17 protein-coding genes are annotated in these 15,768 nt (G+C 35.1%); all 17 read right to left on the bottom strand.

The genetic code is table 11. The features are described 5' to 3' along the window. Positions 1–175: 175 nt before the first annotated feature. The 17 genes from aroA to SLH52_RS06655 all read right to left on the bottom strand — a co-directional run bounded on the left by aroA (position 176) and on the right by SLH52_RS06655 (position 15,708). Positions 176–1,453, bottom strand: a complete 1,278-nt coding sequence (gene aroA, locus SLH52_RS06735; RefSeq protein ID WP_320208786.1) for a 3-phosphoshikimate 1-carboxyvinyltransferase — start codon at positions 1,451–1,453, stop codon at positions 176–178. 23 nt (positions 1,454–1,476) lie between these two features. Further along, positions 1,477–2,580 carry a prephenate dehydrogenase gene (locus tag SLH52_RS06730; RefSeq protein ID WP_320208513.1) on the bottom strand — a complete coding sequence of 368 codons (1,104 nt, stop codon included), beginning with the start codon at positions 2,578–2,580 and terminating at the stop codon, positions 1,477–1,479. A 16-nt stretch (positions 2,581–2,596) separates the two neighbouring features. Beyond that, positions 2,597–3,700: a histidinol-phosphate transaminase gene (gene hisC, locus SLH52_RS06725; protein ID WP_320208512.1), complete on the bottom strand. Its 1,104-nt coding sequence runs from the start codon at positions 3,698–3,700 to the stop codon at positions 2,597–2,599. Positions 3,701–3,869: 169 nt separating this feature from the next. Beyond that, complete coding sequence (gene aroH, locus SLH52_RS06720) at positions 3,870–4,238, bottom strand: chorismate mutase (protein ID WP_320208511.1); 369 nt, start codon at positions 4,236–4,238, stop codon at positions 3,870–3,872. Between the two features lie 2 nt (positions 4,239–4,240). Beyond that, positions 4,241–5,326 carry a 3-dehydroquinate synthase gene (gene aroB, locus SLH52_RS06715; RefSeq protein ID WP_320208510.1) on the bottom strand — a complete coding sequence of 362 codons (1,086 nt, stop codon included), beginning with the start codon at positions 5,324–5,326 and terminating at the stop codon, positions 4,241–4,243. A gap of 1 nt (position 5,327) precedes the next feature. Next, positions 5,328–6,500: a chorismate synthase gene (gene aroC, locus SLH52_RS06710; protein ID WP_320208509.1), complete on the bottom strand. Its 1,173-nt coding sequence runs from the start codon at positions 6,498–6,500 to the stop codon at positions 5,328–5,330. Positions 6,501–6,812: 312 nt separating this feature from the next. Then, a complete protein-coding gene (locus SLH52_RS06705; protein ID WP_320208508.1) occupies positions 6,813–7,586 on the bottom strand; it encodes a protein-glutamate O-methyltransferase CheR in 774 nt (257 codons plus the stop codon). 168 nt (positions 7,587–7,754) lie between these two features. Further along, positions 7,755–8,201 carry a nucleoside-diphosphate kinase gene (gene ndk / locus SLH52_RS06700; protein ID WP_320208507.1) on the bottom strand — a complete coding sequence of 149 codons (447 nt, stop codon included), beginning with the start codon at positions 8,199–8,201 and terminating at the stop codon, positions 7,755–7,757. A gap of 102 nt (positions 8,202–8,303) precedes the next feature. After that, positions 8,304–9,266 carry a heptaprenyl diphosphate synthase component II gene (gene hepT, locus SLH52_RS06695; protein WP_320208506.1) on the bottom strand — a complete coding sequence of 321 codons (963 nt, stop codon included), beginning with the start codon at positions 9,264–9,266 and terminating at the stop codon, positions 8,304–8,306. 68 nt (positions 9,267–9,334) lie between these two features. Continuing rightward, entirely contained in the window at positions 9,335–10,036 is a 702-nt protein-coding gene (locus SLH52_RS06690) for a demethylmenaquinone methyltransferase (RefSeq protein WP_320208505.1), read from the bottom strand. 4 nt (positions 10,037–10,040) lie between these two features. Beyond that, entirely contained in the window at positions 10,041–10,865 is an 825-nt protein-coding gene (locus SLH52_RS06685; protein WP_320208504.1) for a heptaprenyl diphosphate synthase component 1, read from the bottom strand. 438 nt (positions 10,866–11,303) lie between these two features. After that, positions 11,304–11,549 (bottom strand): trp RNA-binding attenuation protein MtrB, encoded by a 246-nt coding sequence (mtrB, locus tag SLH52_RS06680; protein WP_320208503.1) that lies wholly within the window; start codon positions 11,547–11,549, stop codon positions 11,304–11,306. Between the two features lie 88 nt (positions 11,550–11,637). Beyond that, on the bottom strand, positions 11,638–12,204 hold the full coding sequence (gene folE, locus SLH52_RS06675; RefSeq protein WP_320208502.1) for a GTP cyclohydrolase I FolE: 567 nt from the start codon (positions 12,202–12,204) through the stop codon (positions 11,638–11,640). Positions 12,205–12,460: 256 nt separating this feature from the next. Beyond that, positions 12,461–12,733, bottom strand: coding sequence for an HU family DNA-binding protein (locus SLH52_RS06670; RefSeq protein ID WP_214480049.1), 273 nt, complete (start codon positions 12,731–12,733; stop codon positions 12,461–12,463). A 340-nt stretch (positions 12,734–13,073) separates the two neighbouring features. Further along, a complete protein-coding gene (gene spoIVA, locus SLH52_RS06665; RefSeq protein ID WP_320208501.1) occupies positions 13,074–14,552 on the bottom strand; it encodes a stage IV sporulation protein A in 1,479 nt (492 codons plus the stop codon). A 203-nt stretch (positions 14,553–14,755) separates the two neighbouring features. Then, positions 14,756–15,478 (bottom strand): hypothetical protein, encoded by a 723-nt coding sequence (locus SLH52_RS06660; protein ID WP_320208500.1) that lies wholly within the window; start codon positions 15,476–15,478, stop codon positions 14,756–14,758. A gap of 29 nt (positions 15,479–15,507) precedes the next feature. Further along, entirely contained in the window at positions 15,508–15,708 is a 201-nt protein-coding gene (locus SLH52_RS06655) for a DUF2768 domain-containing protein (RefSeq protein WP_320208499.1), read from the bottom strand. Positions 15,709–15,768 lie beyond the last annotated feature (60 nt).

Below are 15,768 nucleotides of genomic sequence, written 5' to 3'. Positions count from 1 at the left end.
TGAAAACAGCCAAAACAAATGATTTGTTTACAACCCATTAACCTAGTTATTCATTACACAATAAATAACTAAATTCTCTCGGAAAAGTAAAACTAAACATCGGGATGTCAGCTCTACTACGATTAAAAACCCCCACCTCTTTTGGTGGGGAATCCTTACAAAAAACAACCGTACTTTAATTGATAAGACTATTTAAATGATGAAAGAAGTTTGGATAGGATACCGATATTGCCTCATCATTTTGTAAAGTCAGCTCCCCTTCACAAATACATCCTGCAATTGAAAGCATCATACCTATCCTATGGTCATGAAAGCTATCGACGTGATCTCCTGTTAGCTTAGTCGTGCCATTAATAATCATCCCGTCATCAGTAGCAGTAATATCTGCACCTAGCTTTATTAATTGTGAAACGACTGTATCAATACGATTCGTTTCTTTAACTTTCAATTCTGCCGCATCTTTAATTACTGTTACACCTTTAGCTTGGGTAGCCATCAGGGCTATGATCGGTATTTCATCTATTAACCTTGGAATAAGATCCCCACCGATTTCTATACCTTTTAACTCAGATGTTGTAATGTTAATATCAGCTACAGGTTCGAAATTTTCCAAACGCTCATTCGTTATATTAATATTTGCCCCCATCATGTGTAGCACATCTAAAATCCCAGTGCGTGTCGGATTAACCCCAACGTTTTTTAACGTGATGTTGCTGTTAGGAACAATAGCTCCAGCTACTAGAAAAAAAGCGGCTGATGATATATCACCTGGAACTTGAATATTCGTACCCATTAAAGGCTGTTTACCCTCAATAGATACAGTTAGTCCATCTTCCTTTACGTCAGCTCCAAATGCACGTAGCATTCGCTCCGAATGATCTCTTGACTTATGTGGTTCTGTAACAGAAGTCACACCATCAGCATGTAACCCCGCTAGAAGAATGGCAGATTTCACTTGTGCGCTAGCAACTTTAGAAATATATTGTGTAGGTTTGACATTACCTCCACGAATTGATAATGGGGTTAATGTTCCATTTGAGCGCCCATCTATTTGAATTCCCATGTCTTTTAATGGAATAGTAACCCTTCCCATCGGCCTTTTAGCTATCGAATCGTCGCCAATTAAACATGCATGAAAATCACAGCCTGCTAAAAGCCCAAGTATTAACCTTGTAGTCGTACCGGAGTTTCCTACATTTAATATATCAGACGGCTCATTTAGCTTTTCAATCCCTTGTCCTTCTATTTCCACATGATCGTCATTTTGTTCAATGGTAACACCCATTTTGCGAAAACAATCAATTGTACTTAAACAATCATCTCCCGCTAAAAAATTGTTGATTGTCGTTTTACCATTAGCAATTGCACCAAACATCACTGCACGATGAGAGATTGATTTATCGCCTGGAATATGTAAGGTCCCTACTAAGCTAGGTACCTTCGTTTTTATCATTTTCAATAGGTTCACTCCTTGTTCTATCCGTAATACGTATCGTAGCTGGTATGCTTCGCAAGACAGGAAACTGCTTTATTTCGATCTTCCTCCGATTGAAAGCTAAGGCGAAGAACTCCATATATATCTTCTCGAATTTCAATAATACGTATATTCGTTATACTTATTTTCTCCAATGCCAAATACCCTGTTACCTCAGAGATAATCCCAGGGTAATCGGGTACATCTACATATAAATCATAGAATGATGGTATGGCACCTTTAGCTTTTGCTGGTAATGACTCACGAAAACGTTTTGCTGAAGAAAAGTAAGAGAAGATTCCTTCACCATCCTCATTATCAATCATTTTTCGAATTGTTTCCATTTCACTAGTCCAGTGGTTGAATAGATGTAACAACTCATCTTTGTTATGGAGTAAAATGTCACGCCACATCTCCGGATTACTTGAAGCTATTCGTGTAATATCTTTAAAGCCTCCAGCTGCTAGTCTACTTATAAACTCATGTTCGTTTTGAAACGTTTCCGCCTGATGTACAAGGCTTGCTGCAATAATATGTGGAAAGTGACTAATGACCCCAGTAATTCTATCATGCTCCTGTGGAGATAAATGAATGAATTTAGCATTTGTACCTTTTAACCACTCCTTCAAATCGTTTACATGTTCAATACCAACATCTTCAGGTGTAGTTAAAATGTAAAATGCATTTTCAAATAAATGTGCTTTCGCTGCCACTACTCCACTCTTATGAGAACCTGCCATCGGATGCCCACCAATAAAAGTAACACCTTTTTGGCGGAATATATTCGCTTTTGACACTATAAACTGTTTAGTACTCCCTACATCAGTAACGATAGCTGATTGCTTAAACTTATACTGTGCCATCTGTTCAATTAATATTTCTGTTTGTCTAACAGGGGTCGCAAGAATAATCAAGTCTGCACTATTTACTTCTTGCTCTAAAGATATTGCAATTTCATCTATGATTCCTAAAGTTTTAGCAAGTTTTAAGTTATGAGTATTAATATCATACCCAATGATTGCTGTTTGTTTATGTGCTTTACTAATTGCTAATCCTATTGACCCACCTATAAGACCTAAACCTATAATTAATACTCTTTTATTCATATTTAATCACCTATAGCTATTTCATGTTAGCAGTCTTATTACTTAACATTTCACTTAATATATTTATAATTTCTTCATTCTGTTCTTTTGATCCTACCGTTATACGAGCACTCGTAGGAAATCCTAGGGCATTTCCAGAACGAATGATAAATCCCCTTTCAAGTAAATATTGAAATATTTCATTACCTTCAGTCTCAAAATCAATTAAAATAAAGTTTCCTTCAGATGGATAGTAGCTTAATTGATACTGCTCACAAAATGCATAGAACTGTTGAAGTCCTTCCTTATTTTTTTGAACACACTGATCAATAAAAGCTTGGTCATCTAAGGATGCTAGCGCGGCTGCTTGAGACAATCTATTCGTATTAAATGGTTCTCTTCCAGGCTCTATTTTTTGTAATAGTTCTTGATGAGATATACCATATCCAATTCTAAGCGCTGCTAAACCATGTGCTTTTGAAAAGGTTCTTAAAATCATTAAATTATTGAATGAATCAAGTAATGGAACCGTCTCTGGATAATCAACTGCGGTTACATATTCGTAATAAGCTTCATCAACGACTACTAAAACATCATTTGGAACGTTATTTAAAAATCCCAATAGCTTTTCTGAATTGATGTATGTTCCTGTAGGATTATTCGGGCTACAAAGCCATACTATTTGCGTATCGTCATCAATAGCATTAAGCATCTCATCTAAATTATGGTGACCTTCAATTAATGGGACTTCCTTTATTTCAGCACCTTCTATAATAGCATTATGGCGGTATTGTGGAAATGTAGGTGTTGCCATTACTGTATTTGTACCTGGTCCGAGAAATGCTCTACTTATCACTTGAATCACTTCATCAGAGCCATTACCAAATATGAGTTGAGACTCCGCAACACCTAAATGAGTGGCTAACTTTTCCCGTAAGTTCGCAGCGTATCCGTCTGGATATATGGCGAGCGAAGTTAAGCTATCATTAATGGCACTCTTTACTTTATTTGAACTACCAAATGGGTTTTCATTCGATGCAAGCTTTACAATTTTGTCTAGCCCATACTCTTTTTGTACCTCTTCTGTCGGTTTACCTGGTTGATATGGCTTTAAAGTAAGAAATTGTTTCTTAATATCCATCTTTTTACACACCTCTTATTGTAAAATTTAATATTAAAAGCACAATTGACCTGCTTAAAAATGACAAATATGTGCAAACAATAAACCACCTCTAGCAGTTTGGTCTATGCCACCACCTCAAATTGTCAGAAATTCGGCAGATCAAAAACAAACAGAAGAAAAAGTACAATCATTGTCTGTCAATTAAATCGGGTCTTAATGCAGTAGCTTTCTCTAAATAAATATGATTTACTTCCTCTTGCTCCAAACTAGTATTAATAGTCATCATCACGCGAATACAATGCGATAAAGCATTCGGCACATTAATTTCCTGCATACACATAACAGGTACATACATCCAACCGCCAATATTCCGTAATGCTTTTGCTGGGAAGCTTGCTGTTAAGTCATCTGTTACTGATATCATAACAGATGCTACATCTGTTGGTTCAATTTTATTAGAATGAATCATTTCCAATAATAACTTTTCTGTCGCTTGAATGATGTCATTTGCATTATTCTCTTCGACAGTCGTTGCTCCTCTTACCCCACGAATCATATCTACTCTCCTTTCATAAATCTCGTTAATAATACACGTAAAGTCTCATCCTCAATTGGCTCTATTGCTGGTGTGCCTATCGCTTTTAATAAAACAAATCGAACCATCCCAGTGACCGATTTCTTATCATTCTTCATTCGTTTGATTAGGCCATCTAATGAAAGGTTACTCGGTATTTCAGTTGGAAATCCGATAGACGTCATCAAACTTGTTATCTTAGGAATTTGCAAGTCAATATTATACCGTTCCTCACTTACATTTAAAGCAAATAACATTCCAATTGCGACTGCATCACCATGCGTAATATTCCCATAACCTAGTTCAGCTTCAATGGCATGTCCTAGCGTATGGCCAAAATTCAAAAAGGCACGTACACCACTTTCCTTCTCATCAGAGGATACAATTTCTGATTTTACTTTTATACCAGATTTAATGGCATGAATAAGCTTTTCATCTTTCAATTCCCCAATTGTAGCTACATTTAATACTAACCATTCAAAAAATGTTGCATCATGTATAAGTGCATGCTTTATGACTTCAGCATAGCCAGATCTTTTTTCTATCTTCGGTAGTGAAGATAAAAAATCTATATCATATAATACAGCTTCAGGTTGGTAAAAAGAACCAATCATATTTTTTCCTAAAGGATGATTAATTGCGACTTTTCCTCCTACAGCACTATCATGAGCTAATAAAGTTGTTGGAATTTGTATAAAAGGGATGCCCCTCATAAATGTAGCAGCTACGAAACCTCCTAGATCACCAACAACCCCACCACCAAGAGCTATTAAGAGTGATGACCTATCAAGTCCAAATGTTAATAACTCTGTATGACAATCGAAATAGTTATCAAATGATTTTGCAGCCTCACCACTTGGAATAACTTTATGACCTACTTCATATTTTTTCCCTATAATGTTTAAAATTTGTCGTAAATATAACTTAGCCACTGTATCATCAGTAATGATAAATAATTTATTTGGATTAACATTTGTTTCATCAATACATGATAATAAACGGGTTATAATTCCTTGTCCAACATGTACAGGATATGACTTTGACTCAGTTGTTACTTTAAGAGTTTCCATATTAAAACTCCTTAGCGTACTTCCGCATATTCTCTACATTTTCTCTAATAAGGTCTATACGATCTTGACCAAATTGTTCAATGATTGCATTTGCAAGTTCCCACGCAACAACAGCCTCTGCAACTACACTAGCAGCTGGAACAGCGCAGCTATCAGATCTTTCAATGCTTGCCGCAAATGTTTCTTTCGTTTCTATATCCACGCTTTGAAGAGGCTTATATAATGTAGGTATAGGCTTCATGACACCACGTACGACAATTGGCATACCTGTTGTCATTCCACCTTCAAATCCTCCTAAATTGTTCGTTTTACGTGTATAACCTTCCTGTTCATTCCAATTTATTTCATCATGAACTTTGCTTCCTGGCATTCTGGCAGCTTCAAACCCAATTCCAAACTCCACACCTTTGAATGCATTGATGCTTACAATGGCAGCAGCTATTTTTGCATCTAATTTTCGATCATAATGAACATAACTGCCTACTCCCTCAGGCATTCCTTCAACAATCACTTCGACAATACCACCGATAGAGTCACCGTTTTCTTTAGCAGTATCAATTGCATCCATCATTTGCTTCTCTGCTTGCTTATCTACACAACGAACGGGTGAGTCTTCTGTTATCTGTTGTAATTCTTCAAGCGAATCATACTTCACATTAGTAGCTTTTACACCGCCTATCTCTAAGACGTGACCTGCTACCTTAATACCTAAAGCTTCAAGCAATTTCTTAGCTACAGCACCAGCAGCTACACGAACGGTTGTTTCCCTTGCTGAAGATCGTTCTAACACATTTCTCATATCTCTATGGCCATATTTCATAGCACCTACTAAATCTGCATGACCTGGCCGTGGCTTTGTGATTTTTCGCTTTACATCTTCTTCTTTTATATCTACAAGAGGTTCAGCTCCCATAATATGCGTCCAATGTTTCCAATCACGATTTTCAACAATTAAGGCTATTGGAGATCCTAGTGTTTTACCGTGTCGTACACCTGAGACAATTTGAACTTGGTCTTTTTCAATTTGCATTCTTCTTCCACGACCATGTCCTTTCTGTCTTCTTGCTAGTTCAATATTAATATCATCTACTAACAGCTCTAAACCAGACGGAACGCCTTCTAATATCGTCGTTAATTGTGGGCCATGCGATTCTCCTGCTGTTAAATACCTCATCTTTCTATCTCCCTTCAATCCTTTAAAGCTTTTATGTGTAACAATATATCATATACAGTAGTTAAAAGGTAGCTTTTTTATCTGTTATGCTCTTTTCGAAACCTTTGTTGCCATTTTTACAACATATAATAAGGAAGATGAGGTCATTTCCGAACCCCACCTGCGAAAAGATGCCATGATCTAGTTGTAACGGTTTATAGCTTGTTCGGACAGCAATTAATGCGAAAACAGCCATCTTTTAAAAAAGAATTCATCAAATTGACGAACCCTTTGCTAGTTATTCTATATTATAATGCTTATCTGTTTTCAGACTCAAACCTTACGGTAAAAAAAGGTATCTTCAGAGTCAAATCCGTATTTATGCGGAGTAAAAATTTGTTCAGTACTGCCTACAAAGAAAATACCACCAGTTTGAAGTGCATTAGAAAATTTTTGATACAAGTGATCTTTTGCTTCCTCAGTAAAATAAATAAGCACATTTCGGCAAACAATTAAATCAAAATTGTTTTCAAACTGATCAGATAGTAAATTATGCTTTTTAAAATTTACTGCACTTTTTATTTCATCTGATAACTTATAATATGCTCTATCTTTACTAAAGTATTTCCTTTTTATTTCTTCTGGTACCTCCATCAAAGATCGCTCAGGATACACACCAACCTTAGCTCTTCGAATAACATTTTCATCTAAATCCGTTGCTAATATGGAAAATCTAGAAAGGGGTAAATATTTTGATAGAATCATAGCTATTGTATAAGGTTCTTCTCCTGTAGAACAAGCAGCACTCCATATTTTTAATCGTGAGCGACCATTCAGTATTTTAGGCAACACTTTTTCTTCAAATATACTCCACCTGTTAGCATTTCGATAAAATTCTGAAACATTAATTGTGATTCTATCTAAAAATTCGTCATATAATTTTTCATCGCTTGCAAAGGCGCGAAAGAAATCCAGAAAATTTGTAAACCCTCTTTTTTCATACAGAGATGTTAACCTTCTTTTCATTTGTGCTTCTTTGTATAAAGATAAATCAATTCCAGTTTTCCTTTTAATATTTTCTATAAATTGTATGTAATCTCGTGACATACTTATTACTCCTCTAACATGAACTCAATGGATAGTACTATTATTTTCGATGTAATCATAGTAAAGAAATTTCGAGGGGAATCAGCGGCTAGTCATTAAAAAGTGTATATTGCAAATCGATTAACGATAAATGATATAAAAACCAGCCCTATCTGAGCTGGCAATTAATTAGTATATCCATTCATTTATTAACTTACTATAATCTACTAACTCATCTTCTGCAAAAAACAAATTAACTTCACGTTCGGCACTCTCAGGTGCATCAGAACCATGAATGATATTCTTGCCTACTGTCAAACCGAAATCTCCACGAATTGTTCCTGAAGCAGCATCTTTAGGGTTAGTTGATCCCATCATTTGCCTAGCAGTTGCAATGACATTATCCCCTTGCCACACCATTGCGAACACAGGACCTGAAGTGATAAAATCTACTAATTCTCCAAAAAAAGGACGCTCCTTATGTTCAGCGTAATGCTGTTCTGCGAGCTCGGTTGGTATTGCCATTAATTTTGCACCTACAAGTTGAAAGCCCTTTCTTTCAAATCGTGAAATAATTTCCCCAATTACATTGCGTTGTACTCCGTCTGGTTTTACCATTAAAAATGTTCTTTCCATGACTTTCTTCCACCCCTACAATATTGTCAAATAGGTTGTCAAATATAGTTCAACCAATCAAAATATTACCACTGTTTCAATAGTTTAGCAACAGTTCTGGACCTAGATTTTTCGTTTTCCTATGTACTTGGCTATATTGTAAAGGGCTGTTTTTGCTTTACCAGACGGTAAACTTTCAAGAACAACAAGAGCTTTTTGTAAGTATTTATCACTTATTTCAATCGATCGTTCAATTGCTCCCGATTGCTTAATAAGCGATATAATATGATTCATTTCTTCTTTAGTCGTTTTTGGATTTATATTTATTATTTCGTTGTAAATATCTTGGTTTTCCATCGCAAACAATGCTGGTAGTGTCACATTTCCTTGCTGTAAATCACTACCTGAGGGCTTACCAAGCTGAGCTTCTGTTTCAGTGAAGTCTAATACATCATCTGTAATTTGATATGACATTCCAACATAATAACCAAACCAAAATAATGATTCACATATGTCATCATCCGCATTTGCAGCAACTGCTCCTAACTGGCAGCTAACGGCAATTAACAACGCTGTTTTTCTTTTAATACGTCTCAAATATGTGCGAAGGTCCTGATGAAAATTGTATTTGTCCTTAATTTGTTCAATCTCCCCAACACATACCTCAACTATCGCTTTCGATAAAATCTGTTGAGCATATATATTTTCAACATTAGACATCAGTTCTAATGACCTAGCAAAAATATAATCTCCTGTGTACATAGCAATGCGGTTATCCCATTTTGCTTTGATCGTTTGTTTTCCTCTTCGTAATGTAGAATCGTCAATTACATCATCATGAACGAGCGATGCCATATGAATTAACTCTAATGACATTGCTACGTATTTAATTTGATCTATTTGGTAATCGCCAAATTTACCCCCAAGTAAGACAAAAACTGGGCGAATCCGCTTACCCCCAGCCTGTAATAAGTGCAATGATGCCTGACTCAACAGAGGATGTTCAGACTTAATCGACTTTTCTAATTCTTTTTCAACAATATTTATATCGGTATTTAAAAATGAATACATCATTTTTAATTTCATGCTCTTCACCTTATTCATAGAAAAAATCTAAAATGTATGTCATATGATATATCTTTTGGCTAACTTTTTCACTTGTACCCTAAGTGCATCGCAGCAACGCCACCAGTAAATGCTTTATATTCAACTTTTATAAATCCTGTTTTTTCAAACATTTTCGCTAATTCTTTCATTCCTGGAAATTCACGTGCAGATTCCTGCAACCAAGAATATTCTTTGAAGCTTTCTGCAAATAATTTACCAAATATCGGCATAACAAATCGGAAATATAAATAATACCCTTGACGAAACCCAGGTAGCGTCGGTTGAGACGTCTCTAAACAGACAACATTCCCTCCTGGCTTAACAACGCGATACATTTCATGAAGAACTTGCATATAATCAGGCACATTCCTTAGTCCAAAACCAATTGTAACATAGTCAAACGAATTATCATCGAAAGGTAATTCCATCGCATTACCATGGATAAGGTCAACATTAGTTAAGCCTAAAGAATCAACTTTGTCCTGCCCAATTTTTAACATATTTTTACTGAAATCTAAGCCAGTTACTTGACCAGTTTTCCCTACTGCTTCGGCAAGTGCAATCGTCCAATCCCCTGTACCACAACATACATCTAGCGCTTTAGCACCTTTTTGAACATTCATTTTTTTCATCGTTGCTGCTCGCCATTTAATATGCTTCTTAAAGCTAATAATCGAATTCATTTTATCATAATTATCATGGATTTTCTCAAAAACATGGTGTACACGTTCTTCTTTAGATTGTTGCATAATCCTACCCTTCTTCCACTATCTTTTTTACCGTAAAAAAGTTTTCATACATTAGCTGTTCAATTCGATTAGCCATAATATGTTTAATGATAGGATTTCCTTCTAACCCTCTGTCTATTAAATTCTTAGTTTGTATGATTTGTGTTTCACACATATGTATTAACTGTGACTTTATACCATCTCTTTTATCATGTATATCTTTGTTGTTTAACTGAAATATAACTCTTTTACATGAGTCAAAGAAAAGAGAGTGTTCGTTGTTAAGGAATTTTTTTCTTTCTATCAGAAGCCTTTTAAATAACAGAAAGTGAGCAGAAATTTCTTTCCAAAATGGTTTGCCAAAAAATTCAGATACGTTTTGAAATAATGATGACTCAACAACCTTTAAGCTATTCATTAGCTCTTCTAAAGAATCTAGCTTATTTTCATATAGTTTAATTTTATGCTCGTTAATCATTTTAATAGCGCTTGCTACCGTTGAGATCAATGAAATATCTCCAGCTTGTGATAAAATCTTGTAATATAATCCACTATAATAATCACCAGCCAATATTGTTAGCTGTCGTTCAGTAAGTTGGCCACTATTATTTTCTTCTACATTTGTAACCGTATCATGGGTATCAAGGGAAATTTGCACAAGCATGATTGCTATCATATATTCAGAAACTGTTTCATTAGATAATTCTAATTCTTGAAGTACTGAATATAGAAGCAACATTTTATCCTCGTCAATTACAGGAGTATGAATGTGCTTAAATAGAAAAGGATAGTGTATCCTATCTGTAATGTCTTCTTTAAATAATGCAATTTTTCCCCAGATGTCTTCCAATTAAATCACCCTTGTTTCCCATATATTTACACCGTGATAATTACTAAATTCCAGTGACCATTATAACATAACTTTTAAAAAATTTACTATTTTCTTCGAAACAGGTTTATACATTTCTTTATTGACAATCGCTTCGCCTTTTCCCAAAAAAGATATAGTTCTTTCTAGGAAGCAGCGAAGCGACATGAATTGTAATATGTACTTAGTAACAGATTAATTTTGTTGTTTATCATAGGCCATTTCATATTGATTGCGTTCTTCTAACTATGAAAAAAACATTTATCATTAGTTCGAAGCACCTTTCTCTTTATAACGATGACCATCATCTATAAGCTCTTCTAGTTGAGCTAATTGGTTAACATAAGTAACAAAAATGAGCCTTATCAAAAAAACTAGCAAGAAGTATAATGTAATATTTTAATTTTCAACATACATTTACTATTCTTGTTTGTTTTTGCGTGTTGGCTCTGATTTCATTTCTCCATGTTGTGTTTGAACAATAGCATTTCCTCTAATTTTAATTGCGGATGTATGTTCGGTAAATTGAGCAATCATCACTTCTCCATTATCTAGCTTCTCTGAATGATGAAAACGCGTGTCAGTACCACGAGTAAGTCCAATCACATTCACACCATCTTCAATGGCTTTAATCACAATGTAATCACCATTGTTATTTTTATTCACGATACAACCTCCTGAACTTTCTATATGTCATATAACACAAAACCATTCGTTTAACTATTGGTAATTTTTAGAAAGTTATTATTTCTTATTATGCTTTAATAAGTGATAATACTTCATTTCTAGCAATATGATCGTTTTCGTATCTGCCTCTTGCAGCAGTTGTTATTGTTTGAGAGCCTGGCTTTTTCACCCCACGCATGGTCATACACATATGTTCCGCTTCAACTACAACCATTGCACCGTATGGTTCTAAAGTTTCCATGATTGAATCTGCTATTGTTGAAGTAATTCTCTCTTGAAGTTGTGGTCTTTTTGCAACAGCTTCAACTGCTCGAGCTAATTTACTTAACCCAGTTACTTTCCCTCCTCTAGGTAGGTACGCTACATGAGCCTTACCGAAAAAAGGGACGAAATGATGCTCACACATTGAATAGAACGGTATATCTTTGACAAGTACAAGCTCTTCATGATCCTCGCTAAAAATCGTTTGAAAATGCTCTTTTGGATCTTCATTTAAGCCAGCAAAAACCTCTGCATACATTTTCGCTACACGCTTTGGCGTATCGAGTAATCCTTCTCTATTTGGGTCTTCTCCAACAGCTTCTATAATTAATTTCATTGCATGTTCAAGTTGTTCATAATTAATATTTGCCATTCAATAAATCCTCCTACGATTGTATACTATCGTCGTAATCAGATTCTAGCATAACGACAACATTAAAGTAAAGGATTGCGCAATCAACGCTAAAAATAAGTGTTTACTCTAATGACGGTTTAAGATGCTAACATTCATTATCAAATCTACTTGCATCGTAAAGCAGATTCTTATCTTACGACATACGAAAAGAGGAACTACATAACAGTCGTTCCTCTTTGTGTGTGCTATATTGATTCTACCAACTATGTAAATATTATTTTACAGCGTCTTTAAGTGCTTTCCCTGGTTTGAATGCAGGTACTTTACTTGCTGGGATTTCGATTTCCTCACCAGTTTGAGGATTACGTCCTTTACGAGCAGCACGCTCACGTACTTCAAAGTTACCAAAACCAATTAGTTGTACTTTGTCACCAGTTTTAAGTGTCTCTAAGATTGTATCAAAAACAGCATCTACAGCTTTTGTTGCATCCTTCTTTGAAAGTTCACTTGATTCAGCTACAGTATTAATTAATTCTGCTTTATTCATGACATTCACCTCCTCCCAAAGATGTATGTTATATAAAAAGCTATCTTGTCAACATTTTTTCACATTTTAAACTAATTCTATACATACTAATATCAGCATTTTATTACCATGCATAATGTTATATGAAAAATTGACAGAATTCAATATGTTTGACTAATAATCTTTAGATAGACAATCACTATTAAAATGCGCCTTTACTGTTAAAAGATTATCACACTGGAACAGTCATAGCAAGCATATTTTAGCTTTAAGACCACCTATTTCAGTGATTCCCAATAATTAGGGGGATTCATTTTGTCAAATATCAACAATAAAAAAGACCCCTTATGGAGTCTTTGAATTATAGAATAATGGCTATTAATCCACCTGATCCTTCATTAATGATTCTTTCCAATGTTTCTTGTAATTTATATCGTGCATTTTCAGGCATTAGAGAAAGCTTCGCTTGAATCCCTTCTCTCACTAATGAACTTAACGACCTACCGAATATATCAGAATTCCAAATTGATAATGGATCTTCTTCAAAATCCTGCATTAGATAGCGAACAAGCTCTTCACTTTGTTTTTCAGTGCCTATGATTGGAGCAAATTCAGATTCAACATCTACTTTAATCATATGGATCGAAGGAGCTACAGCTTTCAATCTTACTCCAAATCTAGATCCTTGTCTAATGATTTCTGGCTCATCCAAGCTCATATCTGATAGAGCTGGTGCAGCAATCCCATAGCCAGTTTGTTTTACCATTTTAAGTGCATCAGCCACTTGGTCATATTCTGATTTTGCATAAGCAAAATCTTGCATCAATTGTAGTAAATGATCTTTCCCACGAATCTCAACTCCAACAACCTCTTTCAAAATTTGATCATATAGATCATCAGGAGCAAATAAATCAATTTCCGCAACACCTTGCCCCATTTCTATCCCAGCTAAACTTGCCTTATCAATAAAATCATATTCACTAAATTGACCAACAACGCGATCAACATCTCTTAGTCTCTTTATATCCTTTACAGTATCTTTTACTGATTCCTGATAGCTTTCTCTTAACCAATGCTCATCTCTTAAGACCATTACCCAGCTCGGTAAATTTACATTTACTTCAAGTACAGGAAATTCGTAAAGAGCTTCTCTCAACACATTATATACATCCGTATCTCTCATACTTTCCACACTCATTGCTAATACAGGAATATCATACTTCTCTGTTAGTTTTCTTCTAAGCTCTTCAGTTTCTGGATGATGCGGCCTAACCGTATTAATTACCATAATAAAAGGTTTTCCTACCTCTTTTAACTCTTCAATAACCCTTTCTTCAGCTTCGACATAGTCCATTCTAGGAATTTCACCAATGGAACCATCGGTTGTTATGACGACGCCGATTGTAGAGTGCTCTTGAATAACTTTTCTAGTCCCTATTTCAGCCGCTTCATGGAATGGAATAGGTTCTTCATACCATGGCGTATTAATCATTCTTGGTCCATTCTCATCCTCATACCCTTTGGCTCCTGGTACAGTATAACCAACACAATCTACTAATCTAACATTTACATCAAGACCTTCTTCGACATGTACTGATACCGCCTGATTTGGTACAAACTTCGGTTCAGTAGTCATAATTGTTTTCCCGGCTGCACTTTGTGGTAATTCGTCCTGTGCACGCGCTTTATCAGCTTCATTACCGATATTAGGTAGCACAACGAGCTCCATAAACTTTTTAATAAAAGTAGATTTTCCCGTCCTAACAGCACCTACCACACCTAAATAAATATCTCCACCAGTGCGTTCTGCGATATCTTTAAAAATATCTACCTTTTCCAAATGATTCCCTCCCGGTCTTAGAGTTCTTGGAATATATTTAATCCAGTTATTTGATAATAGGGGACATTATATGTTTATGATGTTGTCCTATTTATTTATGACTATTATGAACAATTTTTTTCAAATGGCATACAATGACCTAAACAAAGGGTTACTAAAAAACCCTTCACTTAGATTGTATTCCTAAGTAAAGGGTTCATGACTTATTTATATAAAAAAATTGGTTCTCCATTTATCGGATCAATTGTATAAGGCATCGAATACGCTGGCACAAATATTGACTGATCCACTAATATATGCCTAATATCTTCATCTTGGTTAAAAGAGTAGTCTTCCTCTTGTAATACTTTAAATAAATCTATTGTATAATCAACATAAATTTCTGTATCAGACGCAATGATTAATGGAAGATTAAGTCCTGAAAATGGACTGACTACAAATGGTGGCTCTTCATACCCTAATTTCGCATAATCTAGAGTAAAAACACCATCATCAACTACTTCTTTATATGGAGGGTATCCATTTGATTGTCTATAGAACATTAAACGTGTATTTAATTCTCTAATTTGCTCCGCTATCCTTAAATCAAGAAGCTTTACCATAGGGTTCGTTTCAACATCTACAAGAACATATGAAAACACTCCACCGCTTTCATACGCTGTTCCTGGCGTTTCTGATAAATAACGTGGGACTAGCTTGTTAAAGTCTATTGGATACTTTTGATATAAAGGAGTAGATGCCTCTCTCGTTTTTATCGGCAACAATCCTTGCTGGTCCTTTTGATAATTAACCACTGCTTCCTGAACAGCTGATACTTGATTTTCGATTGGGATTTGATTTTTTTCCAAGTTAGCTTCAGGGTATAAACATCCCGATAGTAACATAAGAAGTAATAATGTAACCCCACTGTTAATGAATAATTTCATTGTAAATCATTCCTTAATTTTATGTATATCTATTCACTTACAGGACCACTAAAAACAACAAAAAAGATAATAATACCTGCTAATACCATGAAACAATACGCAATAAATGCAACAATACCTTTCAACACACCTTTTAACTTAAATCTACTAAAATATATCGCTATAATAGCAACAAACATAAAGCCCATAGCTGCAAGCGATATCCACATTTTAATCATCCCTGGTGACATTCTTAACTATCTCTCCTTTTTAAAACCATAATATATCTTATCACATGAAAATGTTATCAA

It is taken from the genome of Cytobacillus sp. IB215665 (assembly GCF_033963835.1).
GTDB lineage: Bacteria > Bacillota > Bacilli > Bacillales > SM2101 > Nanhaiella.
This window is presented reverse-complemented; position numbering and strand designations above follow the sequence as displayed.